Origin of the sequence: Pseudomonas syringae group sp. J254-4 (assembly GCF_032586855.1) — a bacterium.
Taxonomy (GTDB): Bacteria; Pseudomonadota; Gammaproteobacteria; order Pseudomonadales; family Pseudomonadaceae; genus Aquipseudomonas; species Aquipseudomonas amygdali.
The window spans coordinates 167,758-184,396 of the sequence record NZ_JAWHOO010000002.1 but is presented as its reverse complement, the minus strand read 5'-3'; the positions used below and the strand labels follow the sequence as shown (position 1 = coordinate 184,396).

The following is a 16,639-nucleotide window of genomic DNA, read 5'->3' as shown; positions in this document are numbered from 1 at the left end:
CGGAGCGTCACCCACGGCATTCCCACGCTGGAGCGTGAGGAACGATAAGCGTCGTGGCTGGAAAGTGAGGAACGCCAGGCGTCCGCAAGAACACTATCGTGCCCATGCTCCGCGTGGGCATGCCGCTCTGGACGCTCTGCGTCCGATTTTCGATGGGCGGCGCGGCGCAGATTTGTGACGCGGAGCGTCACCCACGGCATTCCCACGCTGGAGCGTGAGGAACGATAAGCGTCGTGGCTGGAAAGTGAGGAACGCCAAGCGTCCGCAAGAACACTATCGTGCCCATGCTCCGCGTGGGCATGCCGTTCTGGACGCTCTGCGTCCTCTCTTGCATCAGCCGAGCAATTCCCTCAATACCTGCGCGAACTCGCGGTTGCTTTGTTGTTCTGCGGCGTGTCGCCCTTCACGTATGACCCAGCGTCCATTCACTGCCACGTCGCGAATCTGTCGGTCGCTGCCAGCGAACAACCAGCGGTTGAGGATGGCGTCGCCCGAGGCCGTGGCGATGTACGGGTCGTTGTCATCCAGCACCAGCCAGTCAGCGCGTTGTCCCACTTGCAGTGCACCAACCTGCTGCCCCAGCGCCTGCGCGCCACCCGCGAGCGCGGCGTCGTACAAGGTGCGGCCAACCATCGGCTGATCACTGCGATACAGCCGGTTACGGCGCTGATCGCGCAGACGCTGGCCATACTCCAGCCAGCGCAGCTCCTCGACCACGCTGAGCGAAACGTGACTGTCCGAGCCAATTCCCCACCGGCCACCCTGGGCAATGTAGTCCACCGCCGGAAAGATACCGTCGCCCAGATTGGCCTCGGTGGTCAGGCATAACCCGGCCACCGCGCCGCTGTGCGCCATCAGTTGCACTTCATCCGCCTCGGCGTGGGTCGCATGCACCAGGCACCAGCGGTTATCCACAGGGGCATTTTCATACAGCCATTGCAGCGGACGCCGACCGCTCCAGCTCAGGCAGTCATCGACTTCCTTCTGCTGTTCCGCGATATGGATGTGCACAGGGCACTGCTGGTCGCTGGCCGCAAGCACTTCACTGATCTGCTGTGGCGTCACCGCACGCAGTGAGTGGAAGCACAGACCCAACTGCTGCGTGGGCTGAGCCGCCAGAAGCGGGCGTAGACGAGCCTGCAAATCCAGATAGCTGTCAGTGCTGTGAATAAACCGCCGCTGCCCTTCGTTGGGTGCCTGCCCGCCAAACCCCGAGTGGCTGTAAAGCACCGGCAGCAGGGTCAGGCCGATGCCGACCGAACTTGCCGCCTGACTGATCTGCACGGCCAGTTCGGCAGGATCTGCATAGGGTTTGCCGTCCAGGTCCTGATGCACGTAATGAAATTCGGCAACCGAGGTGTAACCGCCCTTGAGCATTTCGATGTACAGCTGGCGAGCGATAACGCCCAGTTGCTGCGGACTGATGCGCCCTACCAGGCGATACATGAGGTCGCGCCAGGTCCAGAAACTATCGTTGGGGTTGCCCGCCACTTCCGCCAGCCCGGCCATCGCCCGCTGAAACGCATGAGAGTGCAGGTTCGGCATGCCAGGCAGCAACGGGCCACTGACGATTTCGGCACCCTGCCGATCCGCGTTGGCCTCGACGCGGGTCAAAACACCTTCCTGGCTGACCTCCAGACGCACATTGCTGGCCCAGCCGTCGGGGAGTAACGCGCGCTCGGCAAAGAAGGCTGACATTGACTTCACACCTCATCACTGTAATTTGTATATACATATACAGACGTTTAAGCGACCGGTAAACCTTCGGCACGCTTGCCGAGCAGCAGGTTAATGGTTAGCGTGGCGCTCTCAGGCGTCTGAATCATCGTCAAAACGTCATTTTGAAAACAAGGACTCACACGTGTCGACTCCGCCCGCCTCTTCTTCCCTGGCAGCCCAGATGGGCGAAAGTCCCGCACCCTTGTACGCCCGCGTCAAACACATGATCGCCCTGCAGATCCAGAACGGCACCTGGCCGCCGCACCATCGCGTACCGTCGGAAAGCGAGCTGGTGACGCAACTGGGTTTCAGCCGCATGACCATAAACCGGGCACTGCGCGAGCTGACCGCTGAAGGTTTGCTGGTGCGCATGCAGGGTGTTGGCACCTTTGTCGCAGAACCCAAAAGCCAGTCGGCACTGTTCGAAGTGCATAACATTGCTGACGAGATCGCCGCGCGCGGCCATCGCCATACCTGCAAGGTCATGGTGCTAAAGGAAGAAGCCGCAGGCTCCGAGCGCGCGCTGGCGCTGGACATGCGCGAAGGCCAGCGGGTGTTCCATTCGCTGATCGTGCACTACGAGAACGACATTCCGGTGCAGATCGAAGACCGCTTCGTGAACGCCCAGGTCGCTCCTGATTACCTCAGGCAGGACTTCACCCTGCAGACGCCTTATGCCTATCTGTCGCAGGTTGCACCGCTCACTGAAGGCGAACATGTGGTCGAGGCGATTCTCGCCGAAGCCGATGAATGCAGACTGTTGCAGATTGAGGCGGGAGAACCCTGCCTACTGATTCGCCGTCGGACCTGGTCTGGTCGTCAGCCGGTTACCGCTGCGCGCCTGATCCACCCCGGCTCCCGTCATCGCCTGGAAGGACGCTTTACCAAATGAACCAGACCCGCATTTTGCGCGCCGTCGACTACCCGCGCATGCCGTGGAAAAACGGCGGCGGCAGCACTGAAGAAATCGCTCGCGATGCAGGCCAGGACCTCGACGGTTTCGGCTGGCGACTGTCGATTGCCGACATTGAAACCTCAGGCGGTTTCTCGGTGTTCGCCGGTTATCAGCGCATCATTACCGTTTTGCAGGGCGCAGGCATGACGCTGGACGTGGACGGCATTACCAGCCGCCCGCTGCTGCCATCGGATCCGTTCGCGTTCAGCGGCGACAGTGAAGTCAGTTGCACGCTGCTGGACGGGCCGATTCGCGACTTCAATCTGATCTATGCTCCTCACCGTTACACGGCACGCCTGCACTGGATAGACGTGCGTCATCCGCAACGGCTGTTCAGTTCAGCCGGCACATTCGTGCTGTTCAGCATGGCCGAGCAGGTAGCGATAAGCGTGAACGGCCAGCCGTGGGAAATTCTCGGTAAACTTGATTGCGCTCAGGTTGATAATTCTGGCGGCTTGATGGAAGTCGAACTGCAATCACCTCGCGCCAGTCGTTGCTGCCTGATCGAACTTACTGCCACGGGCCTGTAGGCGCATTCCTGGCACTTCATTACAAAAACAGCCTTGCACTCAAGGATGACCATGACTCAACTTTTCAACCGGGAAACGCCCAGAGGCGTTGCCGTCCTCACCCGTTTCCTCGCCTCCGAATCAGCAGGCGGCATCGTCCTGATGGCGGCGGCGCTGGCCGCCCTTATCGTCGCCAACTCTCCTCTTTCGGCGAGCTATTTCTCGATTCTGCACAGTGTCTGGCTGGGCCTGTCGGTGGAGCTGTGGATCAACGACGGGCTGATGGCCATCTTTTTTCTGATGGTCGGCCTGGAGATCAAACGCGAAGTGCTGGCCGGCGGCCTGGCAACCTGGGGACAACGCGCCCTGCCCGGCTTTGCAGCGGCGGGCGGCATGCTGGTGCCTGCGCTGATCTACATCGCGATTAACTTGGGCAACCCGCAAACCCTCAGCGGCTGGGCGATTCCAGCGGCCACCGACATCGCCTTCGCCCTCGGCGTGTTGTCGCTGCTGGGCAATCGGGTGCCGACTTCGCTGAAAGTCTTTCTGGCCGCGCTGGCGATTCTCGATGACTTGGGCGCTGTGACCATTATCGCGTTTTTCTACAGCTCGGGGCTTAACCTGCCGATGCTGGCCGCCGCATTCGTGACTCTCGCCGTATTGATCGCGCTGAACCGCCTGAACGTCCGCCGCCTGCTGCCCTATCTGCTGCTCGGCGCGCTGCTATGGTTCTTCGTCCTGCAATCAGGCGTACACGCCACGCTGGCCGGTGTGGCGCTGGCGCTGTGCATCCCGATGGGCAAGCCCGAGGAGGAAGCACGCTCGCCGCTGCTGTTTCTTGAAGAAAAGATGCATTACTGGGTGGCGTTCGCCGTGGTGCCGATCTTCGGTTTTGCCAATGCGGGTGTATCACTTTCCGGCATCACCCTGGCAAACCTGATCGACCCGGTGCCGCTGGGTGTCGCATTGGGCCTGTTCGTCGGCAAGCAGATCGGTGTGTTCCTTGCCGCAGTGCTGGCGATTCGTGCCGGGCTGGCGACATTGCCGGAAGGCAGCAACTGGGTGCAGTTGTACGGCGTCGCTATTCTGTGCGGCATCGGCTTTACCATGAGCCTGTTCATCGGCAACCTGGCGTTTCCTGGTTCGCAGCACCTGATCGATGAAGTAAAAGTCGGCGTGCTGATCGGCTCGGGCCTCGCGGCAATCGCCGGTATTTTGCTGCTGCGCAGCCGTTTCAGCCGGCACTGAAAAAATATTTTCAAATCACTGCATCCAGATGGGTTTCTCGCGGGTAGTACATTCAGCAGCCACTTCGAGTTGCTGAGCGCGGTTAAACCCTCTGGAGATTTCTGCATGAACGCAAAACGCTTGCTCTGCCTTGCTGGTAGCACCCTGGCTTTCACTTGCCTGTCATCCATTGCCATGGCTCAGACTGACCTGCCCGAAAGCGTCCGGGTACCGGCCGGCAACAAAGTCAGCATGACCACCACCGGGGTTGGCGAGATCACTTACGAGTGCCGCGCCAAAGCCAACATGCCCAATGAGATGGAGTGGGCATTCGTCGGTCCCAAGGCCGTGCTCAATGACAAGAGCGGCAAACAGGTCGGCACCTACTACGGCCCACCGGCCACCTGGGAAGCCAAAGACGGCTCGAAACTGACCGGCACTCAGGTTGCTGTGGCCCCGTCGAGCGCAGGCAACCTGCCGTACCAACTGGTCAAGGCCAACCCGGCTGAAGGCAAGGGCGCGATGACGGGCGTGACCTACATTCAGCGCGTGGCCTTGAAAGGCGGCGTAGCCCCGGCCAAAGCCTGTGCAGAGAGCAACAAGGGCGCGAAGGAAGTGGTCAAGTATCAGGCGGACTACCTGTTCTGGACCGCCAGCTGATCAATGCGCTTAATCAGGTGACCGTGCAACAGTAGGCTATGCTGCTGCACGGGAGCCTCGTGATGTCAGCGAGGCAGTAGTCTTCCTTTGATGGCGGATCATCTTGTCCTCGCACGAATCTCTCTTTGATTACGAAGCAACGTTGCAGGCCTGCGCTCGCGGTGACAAGCAGGCCTTGCAGCGTCTTTATCAACAGGAAAGCGCGCGGCTGCTCGGCGTCGCTCAGCGGCTGGTGCGTGACCGGGCGCTGGCTGAAGACATCGTGCATGACGCATTCCTGAAAATCTGGAACCACGCGGCCAGCTTCGATGCTTCGCGTGGGTCGGCACGCGGCTGGGTGTTCAGCGTGACTCGCCACCTGGCGCTGAATACGCTGCGCAACACGGCACGCGAGGTACGTGTCGAGGATGACGGCAGCGAAGATCATCATGAACAGGCGACGCTGGAAGGCTGGCAGGAAACCGGCGATGCCTTCGATTGGCGGGTCAATCCGGGGCGCATCACCTCATGCCTGGAGCAACTTGAACCGGTGCGCCGCAACTGTGTTTTTCACGCTTATGTAGACGGCTATTCGCATCAGGAAATCGCGCAGAAAATCGGCGCGCCATTAGGTACGGTCAAAGCCTGGATCAAGCGCAGCCTGACGGCTTTGCGGGAGTGCATGGGATGACCCGACCTTCAGACGACAACCTTCATGACCTGGCGGGCGAGTATGTGCTCGGCACCCTGTCGGCACAGGAAAGGCTCGACGTACAGCGTCGCCTGCCCCACGAGCCTGATTTGCAGGCGGCCATCGATGCCTGGGAACAGCGCCTGCTGCCTCTGACAGAATTGGCCGAACCGGTTACGCCATCGCCCGGTCTGTGGGATCGCATCGAGCGTAACTTGCTGGAGCTGGCAGCGCCTGCCAAAGCGCCACACAGACAGCGAGTGCGCTGGTGGGACAACCTGTCGGTCTGGCGCGGGCTGGCGGGGGCTGGATTAGCGGCGTCGCTGGTGCTGGGCATGACGCTGCTGACCCGCGCACCGGCGCAACCGTCTTATCTGGTGGTACTGGTCGGGCCGCAGGACAAGGCGCCCGGCTGGGTTGTGCAAGCCAGCAACTCGCAGGAAATCCAGCTTATTCCGCTGGGCGTATTCGAGGTTCCGAACGACAAGGCGCTGGAGTTCTGGACCAAAGGTGACGACTGGCAAGGCCCGGTCTCGCTCGGGCTGGTCAAGCCGGGTCAGAGCCTGCATGTTCCGTTGGACAAACTGCCGCCGCTGCAACCCAATCAGCTGTTCGAACTGACCCTGGAAAAATCCACCGGCTCGCCAATCGGCAAGCCCACCGGGCCGATCCAGTTCATCGGCCGGGCGGTGAAGGTGATCTGATAACGGAGCGTTCTCACTTCTTGCTGCAATCATCCTGTTGCAGCAGGTTGGCCTGAGTCAGGTTGCAGTCTGCCGGTACGCTGCGCGTCAGCCAGACATTGCCGCCGATGGTCGAACCCTTGCCAATGGTGATGCGCCCCAGAATGGTCGCACCCGCGTAGATCACCACGTCGTCTTCAACGATTGGATGCCGTGCATGGCCTTTCTGCAACTGGCCGTCCTCGTCCGACGGGAAGCGCTTGGCGCCCAGGGTAACGGCCTGATAGATCCGCACCCGCTCGCCGATGATCGCGGTTTCGCCAATTACCACGCCTGTTCCATGGTCGATAAAGAAGCTCGGGCCGATCTGCGCGCCCGGATGAATGTCGATACCGGTCGCCGAATGGGCGATCTCCGAGCTGATGCGCGCCAATAATGGCAGACCGGCGCGATACAAATGGTGCGCCAGACGATGGTGGATCACCGCCAGAATGCCGGGGTAGCACAGCAGCACCTCATCGACGCTGCGTGCGGCCGGGTCGCCGTGGTAGGCGGCCAGGACGTCGGTGTCCAGTAACAGACGAATACCCGGCAGGGCCATGGCGAAACCCTGAATCAGCTCGAGCGCTCGCGCATCGATGCTCTTCAGGTCACCGCCCTGCTGATGGGCCACATAGCGCAGCTCCAGGCGGGCCTGGGCCAGCAGCGCATTGAGTGCCACATCCAGCGTATGCCCCACGTAGAAATCTTCGCTTTCTTCACGCAGGTCCACCGGGCCCAGGCGCATCGGGAACAGTGCGCCGCTCAAGGCTTCAAGAATCTCGCCCATGGCCGCACGCGAAGGCAGCTCACGCCCACCGTGTTCACCGCTCACTCGCCTGTTGCGAGCCCGCCAGTCTTCACGCGCGCCGCGCAACTGGCTGACGATCCGCTGCAACTGCCAGTGGCTGGAGCTGCCGTCGGCGGATGCTTCTGGAATATCGCTCACGCTTGACTCTCCTTGATGTGAAGGGTGGCGACCGACAGTGCTGGCCGCTGCTGTTGCCACTCTACGGCAAACATTCAGGCGAAAAAAACAACAATTTCTGTAGGAATACGCCAGCAGTGCCGTAAGCACAGATAAGTTGCCGTGCGGGAAACGTCTGCCTATAGTCCGGTGACTCTTTACACGGCTTACCGACCACCATGATCAAAAATCAGCTTGCCCGTTTCAATCGCCTGGACTTGATCAGCGCGCCGACGGCTCTGGAAAAGCTTGAGCGCCTGTCGATCTGGGCAGATCGCGATATCTACATCAAGCGTGATGACACCACCACACTGGCGCTGGGCGGCAACAAGGTCCGCAAACTCGAGTACCTCGCCGCAGACGCGCTGGCCCAAGGCGCCGACACGCTGATCACTGCGGGCGCTATCCAGTCCAACCATGTTCGCCAGACCGCGGCCCTGGCGGCGCGTCTGGGCCTGGGCTGCGTGGCGCTGCTGGAAAACCCCATCGGCACCGAAGACCCCAGTTACCTGAAAAACGGCAATCGCCTGCTGCTGGAGCTGTTCGATGCGAAGGTCGAGCTGGTCGAAAACCTCGACAACGCCGACGAACAACTGCACGCGCTGGCTGCGCGTCTGCGCTCCAGCGGCAAGAAGCCTTATCTGGTGCCCATCGGTGGCTCAAGCCCGGTCGGTGCGCTGGGTTATGTACGTGCCGGGCTGGAACTGGCTGAGCAGATCAAGCAGACCGGCATCGACTTTGCGGCGGTTGTTCTGGCCTCCGGCAGCGCGGGCACCCACAGCGGCCTGGCGTTGGCACTGGCTCACGAGTTGCCGCAATTGCCGGTTATCGGCGTGACCGTTTCGCGCAGTGAAGAAGCACAACTGCCCAAAGTGCAGGGCTTGGCCGAGCGCACGGCAGAATTACTGGATATCGCCCTGCCGGAGCATTTCAAGGTTGAACTGTGGGACGAGTATTTCGCTCCGCGTTATGGCGAACCGAACGCCGGTACGCTGGCGGCGATCAAGCTGGTGGCCAGCCACGAAGGGCTGTTGCTGGACCCGGTTTATACCGGCAAGGCCATGTCCGGCTTGCTGGATGGCATTGGCCGTCAGCGCTTCAACGACGGCCCGCTGATCTTTCTGCACACTGGCGGTGCTCCGGCGCTGTTTGCCTACCCGGATGCGTTTGATCAGTAACTTTTCAGCCGGCGCAGCTTTTATGCCTTTTGATAGGAAAAATAACTTTTTTTGTTATTTTTCCTCATAAGCAGATGGCTATATAGTCGCGCCCGGCAGGCAACAACTCTGACGCAACACCTGACGTAACTGCCTGAAAAAAAGCTGAATAATCAGCACGATGTTGCTTGAGTCGGGTCAGAAACTGGCCAGACACTTCCATACCAACAAGGGGCTCGCATGAACATTTCCGCTATTCGTCGCACGTTTCTTTTCTCGGCACTGGGCTTGATGCTCGGTACCGGTATCGCCGGGCAAGCCATGGCTGGCGAGCAACTGCAGAAAATCAAGGATAGCGGCACGCTTAATGTGGGCCTTGAAGGCACTTACCCGCCGTTCAGCTTCGTCGATGAAAACAGCAAGCTCACCGGCTTCGAAGTCGAGTTTTCCGAAGCGCTGGCCAAGGAACTGGGTGTGAAAGCCAAGATCCAGCCATCGAAATGGGACGGCATTCTGGCCGCTCTGGATTCCAAGCGTCTGGATGTGGTGATCAATCAGGTGACCATCTCCGAGGAGCGCAAGAAGAAGTACGACTTCTCCGAGCCCTACACCGTGTCCGGCATTCAGGCGCTGGTTCTGAAGAAGAACGCAGACACCATCAAGACAGCCAAGGACCTGACCGGCAAGAAGGTTGGCGTGGGGCTGGGCACCAACTACGAACAATGGTTGAAGGAAAACGTCCCGGGCGCAATCGTCAAAACCTATGACGATGACCCGAGCAAAATTCAGGACCTGAGTGTAGGCCGTATCGACGCGATTCTCGTTGATCGCCTGGCAGCTCTGGAAATGGCCACCAAGACCAAAGACAAACTGGTGCCCGCAGGTGACGCGTTTTCCCGTCAGGAGTCCGGCATTGCCCTGCGCAAAGGCGAACCCGAGTTGCAGGCAGCTATCGACAAGGCCATCGACAAACTGCGTGCCGACGGCACCCTGGAAAAACTGTCGAAGAAATACTTCAACGCTGACGTCACCAAATGATCGAAGAGAGCCTTCAGCTCGCGCTGGACTCCGCGCCCTTTCTGCTCAAGGGCGCGTATTACACCGTCTTCCTCAGCCTGGGCGGGATGTTTTTCGGGTTGCTGCTGGGCTTCGGCCTGGCATTGATGCGCCTGTCGCGCTTCAAGCTGGTGAACTGGATTGCACGCATCTACGTGTCGTTCTTTCGCGGTACGCCCTTGCTGGTCCAGCTGTTCGTGATTTATTACGGCCTGCCGGAACTGGGTATCCAGCTTGAACCCCTGAGCGCGGCACTGATCGGCTTTTCGCTGAACATGGCCGCCTATGCCTGCGAGATTCTGCGCGCGGCTATCAGTTCGGTGGAGCGTGGTCAGTGGGAAGCTGCCGCAAGCATCGGCATGACCCGCTGGCAGACCATGCGCCGGGCCATACTGCCGCAAGCAGCACGCACGGCCTTGCCGCCACTGGGCAACAGTTTCATTTCGCTGGTCAAGGACACCGCGCTGGCCGCCACCATTCAGGTGCCGGAGCTGTTCCGCCAGGCGCAATTGATCACCGCCCGCACCTTTGAAATTTTCACCATGTACCTGGCCGCCGCACTGATCTACTGGATCCTTGCCACGGCGCTCTCGCACCTGCAAAACAAGCTGGAAGCCAGGGTCAACCGGCATGATCTGGAGACCTGACGCATGATAGTCGTTGAAAAACTCACCAAGGAATTCAAAGGCAATCAGGTGCTCAAGGGCATCGATCTGCGTATCGAAGCCGGGGAAGTCGTCGCCATCATCGGTCCCAGTGGCTCGGGCAAGACCACCCTGCTGCGCTGCCTGAACCTGCTGGAGACACCAGATAGCGGCAGGATCAAGGTGGGCGACATCGAGATCGATGGAACACGTTCCATGAACCAGCAACAGGGGTTGATTCGCCAGTTGCGCCAGCAGGTAGGGTTCGTGTTTCAGAACTTCAATCTGTTTCCGCATCGCACAGCGCTGGAAAACGTCATTGAAGGCCCGGTAGTGGTCAAGAAGGTCGCGCGGGAAGCCGCCGAGGCGCTGGGCAGGAAACTGCTCGCCAAGGTTGGCCTGACCGGCAAGGAAGACGCCTACCCGCGTCGTCTCTCGGGCGGGCAGCAGCAGCGCGTGGCGATTGCACGGGCGCTGGCGATGGAGCCGCAAGTGATTCTGTTCGACGAGCCAACCTCGGCACTGGACCCGGAACTGGTTGGCGAGGTGCTGACCACTATTCGCGCCCTGGCCGAAGAAAAGCGCACGATGGTGATCGTCACCCACGAGATGAGCTTTGCACGGGAGGTCGCCAACCGGGTGATCTTCATCGACAAGGGGGTGATCGTGGAGCAAGGCGAAGCCAAAGCACTGTTCGCCGACCCTAAGGAAGAGCGCACACGGCAGTTTCTTGAGCGCACTCGTCACTGATCATGCCGGTAGGTCCCCAAAAAAGCAGCGTCCATCAACGGCGCTGCTTTTTTCTTACATTTCAGAAGGCGTTAATCGTTCAAGATCCTTGCTCAATTCCCGCGTAATTTTCCGAAAAATCATCGAAATAATAAAATCGGCCTACGTCAGCTCTCATACCTGATTCGTAGTCGGCTGGCCTGAGACACACGCCCCTTGCCGAACACCCTCTTCTGAGCCCTCCTCCGTCGGTTACTGCCTGTTGCTATTGGTACTTTGTGGTAGGACGGTTGTTTATCGCGAAGTAAACAGTTCCAAATAAACCGTGTAGGAAGTCTCCGGTTTTCAAGTAAAACACTAGCAAACGCCACCCACATATTGACAAGTGCCTGCAAAGCCCATTAGCTCATACACATCACTCAGTTAGTGAGACACTAAAGTTTCAAGCCCTCTTTTCATACCATTTGTAATGTTTGCCATAAGTTGGATATTTAAGGTACTTATCCCACCGCCTTAAGCGCACCTCTTATTACTTCAACATGAAAATTTATGACGAATCGTTACTTGAACTATTGATTATCAGGAGCACCCGTACATGAGCCAAATCATTTGCAAACCGACCCCTATGGGCCTGTCAGCCCCTTCCATACCGCTGGCCAGCCGACATGGCATAGGCGTGAGAGGTGCCTCTCAACTGCTTGTTCATGTGGCCCCCTATGACAGCATGGACGAGGGAGACCTGATCGAACTGTTCTGGGACGGCTGTTACGTCGCGTCAAAAATATTGAAGGCATCCGACGTCGGCAAACCCGTTGTCCTACGCGTGCCGGAAAGCTTTCTACAGAACGGCAAAGCAAGAACTTACTACCGGGTCATGAAAATAGGCGGTTTGCCCGTAACCTCGCCCTGCCGCAAGCTGTGGGTGAAGCTGAACGCACCAGGCGGGCAATTGGTCAGCACCAACACGGAAGAAAACCAGGGGCTGGCACCGCTGTATGTTGTGCCATCGGTAATACGTCGAGGACTGTCGCGCAGGCACCTGGAAGGCGGTTTACCGATGACCATCGAGCCGTACCTGAACATGGCTGTTCACGACGAGATCACCGTGCGCTGGGGCGATTTGCGTATGGACCTGCCGCCGCTTGTTGCCGAAGACGTCGGTGAGCCTGTCGATCTGGTCGTACCGCCCGCGCTGATACTGGAAGGCGGAGAGGAACAACAACTGGAAGTGACTTACTGTGTTATCGACCGAGTGGGTAACAACTCGCTCTGGGCTCCGCCACGGGTAATACGGGTTCAGCCACTGGGCCATTCAACTGATTGAATACGACGAATCGAATAATCGAGGCTCCTGAAAAAATCACCTGCAAAATAGCCGGCACGGTGATAGCAGTCATCCATAAAATAAACATTGGCAACTTATGTCCGCTACTTTTTAAACCTATGCCGCGCATGCAATAAACGGCGAAATCGCGCAGGCGTCAGCGGTGTTCATTTCGCATTTGATTCTGCACCTCGGTCTGGCACCTCGGGTGACGTCGGTTGAGGCGCTGAACGGACGCAGACGACTGACAATTACTGTCTATGCTTATTCCAAAAAGCACGTTTTAAAAAATTTTATACACGCTTAGGGTATATATACCGGACCACCGGACATCGTGATGTTTTCCAGCCGCACTTGATGCGGTCTACTGCTACGAGGTTCCGATGGTCCCTTTCACAACTACCCCTGTGGATAAACCCAGGGCTGTACCTACTGACGGTGAGCGACGCGAGTCTGATCCGGCGGCGGTAGCAGCCCACCACGTCGAGGCTTCACAAGAGCCTGACGTAGCTCCCCGACTGCTTGCGGCCAAGGTGTTGCAAAACGACGCCGAGGCCATTGCAGCCGCTCATGAACTGGCAGCGTCAGCCAGGATCAATGCTGCAAACCGCGATCGGCAACGCGCTTTGCCGTGGGCTGAAATCGAACAATTCACCCGTAGCGGACTGGGCAGCATATCCATCCCGCGCGCGTACGGCGGTCCGCAAGTATCGTTCGTCACGGTGGCCGAAGTGTTCAGGATCATTTCTGCTGCCGACCCCGCATTGGGACAAATTCCGCAAAACCAGTTTGGCATTCTGCACCTGCTGCAGGGCAGCGCCACCGAACAGCAGAAAAAAACACTGTTTCAGAGCGTCCTGGACGGCTGGCGCATTGGCAACGCCGGGCCGGAACGCGGCACCAAAAACACGCTGGAACTCAAGGCACGGATCACCGCCAATGGCGACCGCCTGACCATCACCGGACAGAAGTTCTATTCCACCGGCGCATTGTTTGCGCATTGGGTCGCGGTCAAGGCGCTGGATGATCAGGGCCGACAGATCATGGCCTTCGTCAAACGTGGCACACCGGGCCTGCGCATCGTCGATGACTGGTCGGGCTTTGGCCAGCGCACCACCGCGAGCGGCACCGTGCTGCTCGACAACGTTGCGGTCGACGCCGGGCAGGTGGTCGACAACTGGCGTCTGGCCCTGACGCCCAATATTCAGGGTGCGGTATCGCAGTTGATCCAGGCCGCGATAGACGCGGGCATTGCTCGCGGTGCAATTGATGATGCGATTGCGTTCGTTCGCGAGAAATCCCGTCCGTGGATCGACGCCAACGTCGAGCGTGCCAGCGACGATCTCTACGTGATTGCCGACATCGGCAAGCTGAAACTTGAGCTGCACGCCGCCGAAGCGTTACTGCGCAAGGCGGGTCAGGAACTCGACGAAATCAACGCTGCGCCCATAGACGAGCACTCGGCAGCGCGCGCTTCCATTGCCGTGGCGCGTGCCAAGGTACTGACCACCGAAATCTCCTTGTTGGCCAGCGAAAAGCTGTTCGAACTGGCGGGCAGCCGCGCGACCCTGGCCGAGTTCAATCTCGACCGCCACTGGCGTAACGCACGCGTCCATACCCTCCACGACCCGGTGCGCTGGAAATACCACGCAGTCGGCACCTGGCATTTGAACGGCACCCTGCCTGCTCGCCATTCCTGGATCTGAACCAGACCACTGGAGAACACCTTTGATGAGTTCCAACCTTCAGGCGCGCGACAACGCAGCGCTGATTACCAGTGACGTTCAGGCCCTGCAAACAGCCCGCGAACTGGCCCTGTACTTCAAGACCGACAGCGCGCAACGCGACCGCGAGCGTCGTCTGCCTCATGCCGAACTCGACCTGTTCAGTCAGTCCGGTCTGTGGGGCATCAGTGTCCCGAAGGCCTTTGGCGGCGCGGGTGTTTCAAACGTGACGCTGGCCAAGGTGATACAGCTGATTTCCGAAGCCGATGGCTCGCTGGGCCAGATTCCGCAAAACCATTTCTACGCCCTCGAGGTGTTGCGCGTGAACGGCAACCCGCAGCAACAGGCGCAACTGTATGCCGAGGCGCTGGCTGGCGTGCGGTTCGGCAACGCGCTGGCCGAACTGGGGACCAAAACGGCACATGACCGCACCACTCGCCTGACCCGTGACGGCGACGGTTATCGCATCAACGGCCGCAAGTTCTATGCGACCGGCGCGCTGTATGCGCAACGTATTCCCACCTCGGTGATCGACGACGAAGGCGTGCAGCAACTGGTTTTCGTCGCGCATGACAGCGAGGGCCTGAGCGTCATCGACGACTGGAGCGGTTTTGGGCAGCGCACCACGGGCAGCGGCTCGGTGGTATTCGACAACGTGTACGTCCGCGCCAACGACATCGTGCCGTTCCAGAGCGCTTTCCAGCGCCCCACTACAGTCGGGCCGCTGGCGCAGATTCTTCATGCCGCGATCGACACCGGCATCGCCCGCGCAGCCTTTGAGGACGCCTTGACCTTCGTGCAGACGCGCACCCGGCCTTGGATCGACTCGGGTATCGAAAAGGCCGTGGACGACCCGCTGACGCTGCACAGCTTCGGCAAGCTGGGTATTCGCCTGCACGCCGCCGAAGCACTGCTGGAGCGGGCCGGGGAGTTTCTCGACGTTGCCCAGGCAGACAGCAATGCCCGCACCGTGGCCGCCGCATCAATAGCCGTGGCCGAAGCCCGCGCCATCAGCACGGAGATTTCCCTGGCGGCTGGCAGCACGTTGTTCGAACTGGCTGGCAGTCAATCGACACTGGCTGAACACGGCCTGGATCGCCACTGGCGCAATGCGCGCGTTCATACGCTGCACGACCCGGTACGCTGGAAGTTTCACGCCATCGGCAATTACTACCTCAACGACACCAATCCTCCGTTGCGGGGGACGATCTGATGGCGCGTAAAAAGATCCTCCTCAACGCGTTCAACATGAACTGCATCGGCCATATCAATCATGGTCTGTGGACGCATCCGCGTGACACCTCAACGCAATTCAACAGCCTGGAATACTGGACCGAGCTGGCGAAACTGTTGGAGCGTGGTCTGTTTGACGGTTTGTTCATCGCCGACATCGTGGGCGTGTACGACGTCTATCAGAACTCGGTGGACGTCACCCTCAAGGAAGCCATCCAGTTGCCGGTCAACGACCCGCTGCTGCTGGTTTCGGCGATGGCTGGCGTGACCAGACACCTGGGCTTCGGCCTGACAGCCAACCTGACCTACGACGCGCCCTATCTGTTCGCCAGACGCATGTCGACACTCGATCATCTGAGCCGTGGCCGGGTGGGCTGGAACATCGTGACCGGCTACCTCGACAGCGCGGCTCGGGCGATGGGTCTCACCGAGCAGAACGAGCACGACCGCCGTTACGATCAGGCCGATGAATACCTGGAGGTGCTCTACAAGCTCTGGGAAGGCAGCTGGGAAGACGATGCCGTCATCAACGACCGCGAGCAGCGCGTCTATGCCCAGCCAGGCAAGGTGCACAAGGTACGGCACCAGGGCGAGTTCTATCAGGTCGAGGGCTACCACCTGTGCGAGCCGTCACCGCAACGCACGCCGGTGCTGTTTCAGGCTGGCAGTTCGGAGCGCGGCCTGCAGTTTGCCGGGCAGAACGCAGAATGCGTGTTCATCAGCGGCCAGAACAAGACCGCGACCCGCGAGCAGGTAGACAAGGTGCGCGCCAGCGCAGTGAAGGCCGGGCGCAACCCGGAGGACATCAAGGTGTTCATGGGCCTTAACGTCATTGTCGCCGCGACCGAGGCGCTGGCTCGGGAGAAACACGCCGAGTACCGCCACCATGCCAGCGCCGAAGCAGGCGTGGCGCACTTTGCGGCATCGACCGGTATCGATTTTGCCGAATACGAACTGGACGAACCCATTCAATACGTGAAGAGCAACGCCATTCAGTCCGCGACCAGAAACCTGAAAAACAACGACTGGACCCGCCAGAAACTGCTCGATCAGCACGCGCTGGGCGGCCGTTATATCACCCTGGTCGGCTCGCCTGAACAGGTCGCTGATGAGCTGGAATCGTGGATTGCAGAAACCGGCCTGGACGGTTTCAACCTGACCCGCATCGTCACGCCAGAGAGCTACGAGGACTTCATCGATCTGGTGATCCCGGAGCTGCAACGCCGCGGGTCCTACAAGACCGCTTACGAAGACGGCAGCCTGCGCAAAAAACTGTTTCCGGAAGGCACGGATCGATTGCCGCAACGGCACGCGGGAGCGGGCTTCAGAGCTTGATTATCGTA

Annotated in this window: 16 protein-coding genes; 14 read left to right on the top strand and 2 right to left on the bottom strand. The window is 59.6% G+C overall.

Annotated features, from left to right (window positions below; genetic code table 11):
* Nucleotides 1–333 precede the first annotated feature (333 nt).
* Entirely contained in the window at nt 334–1,698 is a 1,365-nt protein-coding gene (locus RYB09_RS04050; protein WP_316887572.1) for a formimidoylglutamate deiminase, read from the bottom strand.
* Between the two features lie 202 nt (nt 1,699–1,900).
* Here RYB09_RS04050 and hutC point away from each other — a divergent pair, with 202 nt between their 5' ends.
* The 6 genes from hutC (at nt 1,901) to RYB09_RS04020 (ending at nt 6,444) form a co-directional block, all read left to right on the top strand.
* The gene (gene hutC / locus RYB09_RS04045; protein WP_316887617.1) at nt 1,901–2,611 is read left to right on the top strand and encodes a histidine utilization repressor; all 711 of its coding nucleotides are present in this window, start codon (nt 1,901–1,903) and stop codon (nt 2,609–2,611) included.
* The gene (locus tag RYB09_RS04040; protein WP_316887571.1) at nt 2,608–3,204 is read left to right on the top strand and encodes a HutD family protein; all 597 of its coding nucleotides are present in this window, start codon (nt 2,608–2,610) and stop codon (nt 3,202–3,204) included. Before hutC ends, RYB09_RS04040 begins: the two co-directional genes overlap by 4 nt.
* 51 nt (nt 3,205–3,255) lie before the next feature.
* Complete coding sequence (nhaA, locus tag RYB09_RS04035; protein ID WP_316887570.1) at nt 3,256–4,431, top strand: Na+/H+ antiporter NhaA; 1,176 nt, start codon at nt 3,256–3,258, stop codon at nt 4,429–4,431.
* 105 nt (nt 4,432–4,536) lie between these two features.
* Nucleotides 4,537–5,070 (top strand): DUF3455 domain-containing protein, encoded by a 534-nt coding sequence (locus RYB09_RS04030; RefSeq protein WP_005730965.1) that lies wholly within the window; start codon nt 4,537–4,539, stop codon nt 5,068–5,070.
* A gap of 103 nt (nt 5,071–5,173) precedes the next feature.
* Entirely contained in the window at nt 5,174–5,740 is a 567-nt protein-coding gene (locus RYB09_RS04025; protein WP_316887569.1) for a sigma-70 family RNA polymerase sigma factor, read from the top strand.
* On the top strand, nt 5,737–6,444 hold the full coding sequence (locus RYB09_RS04020) for an anti-sigma factor domain-containing protein (RefSeq protein ID WP_122280512.1): 708 nt from the start codon (nt 5,737–5,739) through the stop codon (nt 6,442–6,444). Before RYB09_RS04025 ends, RYB09_RS04020 begins: the two co-directional genes overlap by 4 nt.
* Before the next feature lie 13 nt (nt 6,445–6,457).
* Here RYB09_RS04020 and epsC read toward each other — a convergent pair whose 3' ends face one another.
* Entirely contained in the window at nt 6,458–7,411 is a 954-nt protein-coding gene (epsC, locus tag RYB09_RS04015; RefSeq protein WP_057434071.1) for a serine O-acetyltransferase EpsC, read from the bottom strand.
* Between the two features lie 197 nt (nt 7,412–7,608).
* Between epsC and RYB09_RS04010 the strand changes: the two genes are divergently transcribed.
* The 8 genes from RYB09_RS04010 to RYB09_RS03975 all read left to right on the top strand — a co-directional run bounded on the left by RYB09_RS04010 (nt 7,609) and on the right by RYB09_RS03975 (nt 16,631).
* Nucleotides 7,609–8,607, top strand: coding sequence for a D-cysteine desulfhydrase (locus RYB09_RS04010; protein ID WP_002551606.1), 999 nt, complete (start codon nt 7,609–7,611; stop codon nt 8,605–8,607).
* 219 nt (nt 8,608–8,826) lie between these two features.
* Nucleotides 8,827–9,624: a cystine ABC transporter substrate-binding protein gene (tcyJ, locus tag RYB09_RS04005; protein WP_316887568.1), complete on the top strand. Its 798-nt coding sequence runs from the start codon at nt 8,827–8,829 to the stop codon at nt 9,622–9,624.
* Nucleotides 9,621–10,289 carry a cystine ABC transporter permease gene (gene tcyL / locus RYB09_RS04000; RefSeq protein ID WP_080394778.1) on the top strand — a complete coding sequence of 223 codons (669 nt, stop codon included), beginning with the start codon at nt 9,621–9,623 and terminating at the stop codon, nt 10,287–10,289. Before tcyJ ends, tcyL begins: the two co-directional genes overlap by 4 nt.
* A gap of 3 nt (nt 10,290–10,292) precedes the next feature.
* Nucleotides 10,293–11,036 carry an L-cystine ABC transporter ATP-binding protein TcyN gene (gene tcyN, locus RYB09_RS03995; RefSeq protein ID WP_316887567.1) on the top strand — a complete coding sequence of 248 codons (744 nt, stop codon included), beginning with the start codon at nt 10,293–10,295 and terminating at the stop codon, nt 11,034–11,036.
* Between the two features lie 574 nt (nt 11,037–11,610).
* Nucleotides 11,611–12,339, top strand: coding sequence for a hypothetical protein (locus RYB09_RS03990; protein WP_004654158.1), 729 nt, complete (start codon nt 11,611–11,613; stop codon nt 12,337–12,339).
* A 533-nt stretch (nt 12,340–12,872) separates the two neighbouring features.
* Nucleotides 12,873–14,045, top strand: coding sequence for an SfnB family sulfur acquisition oxidoreductase (locus RYB09_RS03985; RefSeq protein WP_316887616.1), 1,173 nt, complete (start codon nt 12,873–12,875; stop codon nt 14,043–14,045).
* 25 nt (nt 14,046–14,070) lie between these two features.
* Nucleotides 14,071–15,276, top strand: a complete 1,206-nt coding sequence (locus RYB09_RS03980) for an SfnB family sulfur acquisition oxidoreductase (protein WP_316887566.1) — start codon at nt 14,071–14,073, stop codon at nt 15,274–15,276.
* A complete protein-coding gene (locus RYB09_RS03975) occupies nt 15,276–16,631 on the top strand; it encodes an LLM class flavin-dependent oxidoreductase (RefSeq protein ID WP_058402799.1) in 1,356 nt (451 codons plus the stop codon). Before RYB09_RS03980 ends, RYB09_RS03975 begins: the two co-directional genes overlap by 1 nt.
* The last annotated feature ends 8 nt before the right edge of the window (nt 16,632–16,639 follow it).

Excerpts from the sequence above, each read along its gene's own strand:
- RYB09_RS04050 (WP_316887572.1), bottom strand. The coding sequence starts at position 1,698 with ATGTCAGCCTTCTTTGCCGAGCGCGCGTTACTCCCCGACGGCTGGGCC.
- tcyL (WP_080394778.1), top strand. The coding sequence starts at position 9,621 with ATGATCGAAGAGAGCCTTCAGCTCGCGCTGGACTCCGCGCCCTTTCTG.
- hutC (WP_316887617.1), top strand. The coding sequence starts at position 1,901 with ATGGGCGAAAGTCCCGCACCCTTGTACGCCCGCGTCAAACACATGATC.
- RYB09_RS04030 (WP_005730965.1), top strand. The coding sequence starts at position 4,537 with ATGAACGCAAAACGCTTGCTCTGCCTTGCTGGTAGCACCCTGGCTTTC.
- RYB09_RS04020 (WP_122280512.1), top strand. The coding sequence starts at position 5,737 with ATGACCCGACCTTCAGACGACAACCTTCATGACCTGGCGGGCGAGTAT.
- RYB09_RS03990 (WP_004654158.1), top strand. The coding sequence starts at position 11,611 with ATGAGCCAAATCATTTGCAAACCGACCCCTATGGGCCTGTCAGCCCCT.
- tcyN (WP_316887567.1), top strand. The coding sequence starts at position 10,293 with ATGATAGTCGTTGAAAAACTCACCAAGGAATTCAAAGGCAATCAGGTG.
- RYB09_RS04010 (WP_002551606.1), top strand. The coding sequence starts at position 7,609 with ATGATCAAAAATCAGCTTGCCCGTTTCAATCGCCTGGACTTGATCAGC.
- RYB09_RS03980 (WP_316887566.1), top strand. The coding sequence starts at position 14,071 with ATGAGTTCCAACCTTCAGGCGCGCGACAACGCAGCGCTGATTACCAGT.
- RYB09_RS04040 (WP_316887571.1), top strand. The coding sequence starts at position 2,608 with ATGAACCAGACCCGCATTTTGCGCGCCGTCGACTACCCGCGCATGCCG.
- tcyJ (WP_316887568.1), top strand. The coding sequence starts at position 8,827 with ATGAACATTTCCGCTATTCGTCGCACGTTTCTTTTCTCGGCACTGGGC.
- nhaA (WP_316887570.1), top strand. The coding sequence starts at position 3,256 with ATGACTCAACTTTTCAACCGGGAAACGCCCAGAGGCGTTGCCGTCCTC.
- RYB09_RS03975 (WP_058402799.1), top strand. The coding sequence starts at position 15,276 with ATGGCGCGTAAAAAGATCCTCCTCAACGCGTTCAACATGAACTGCATC.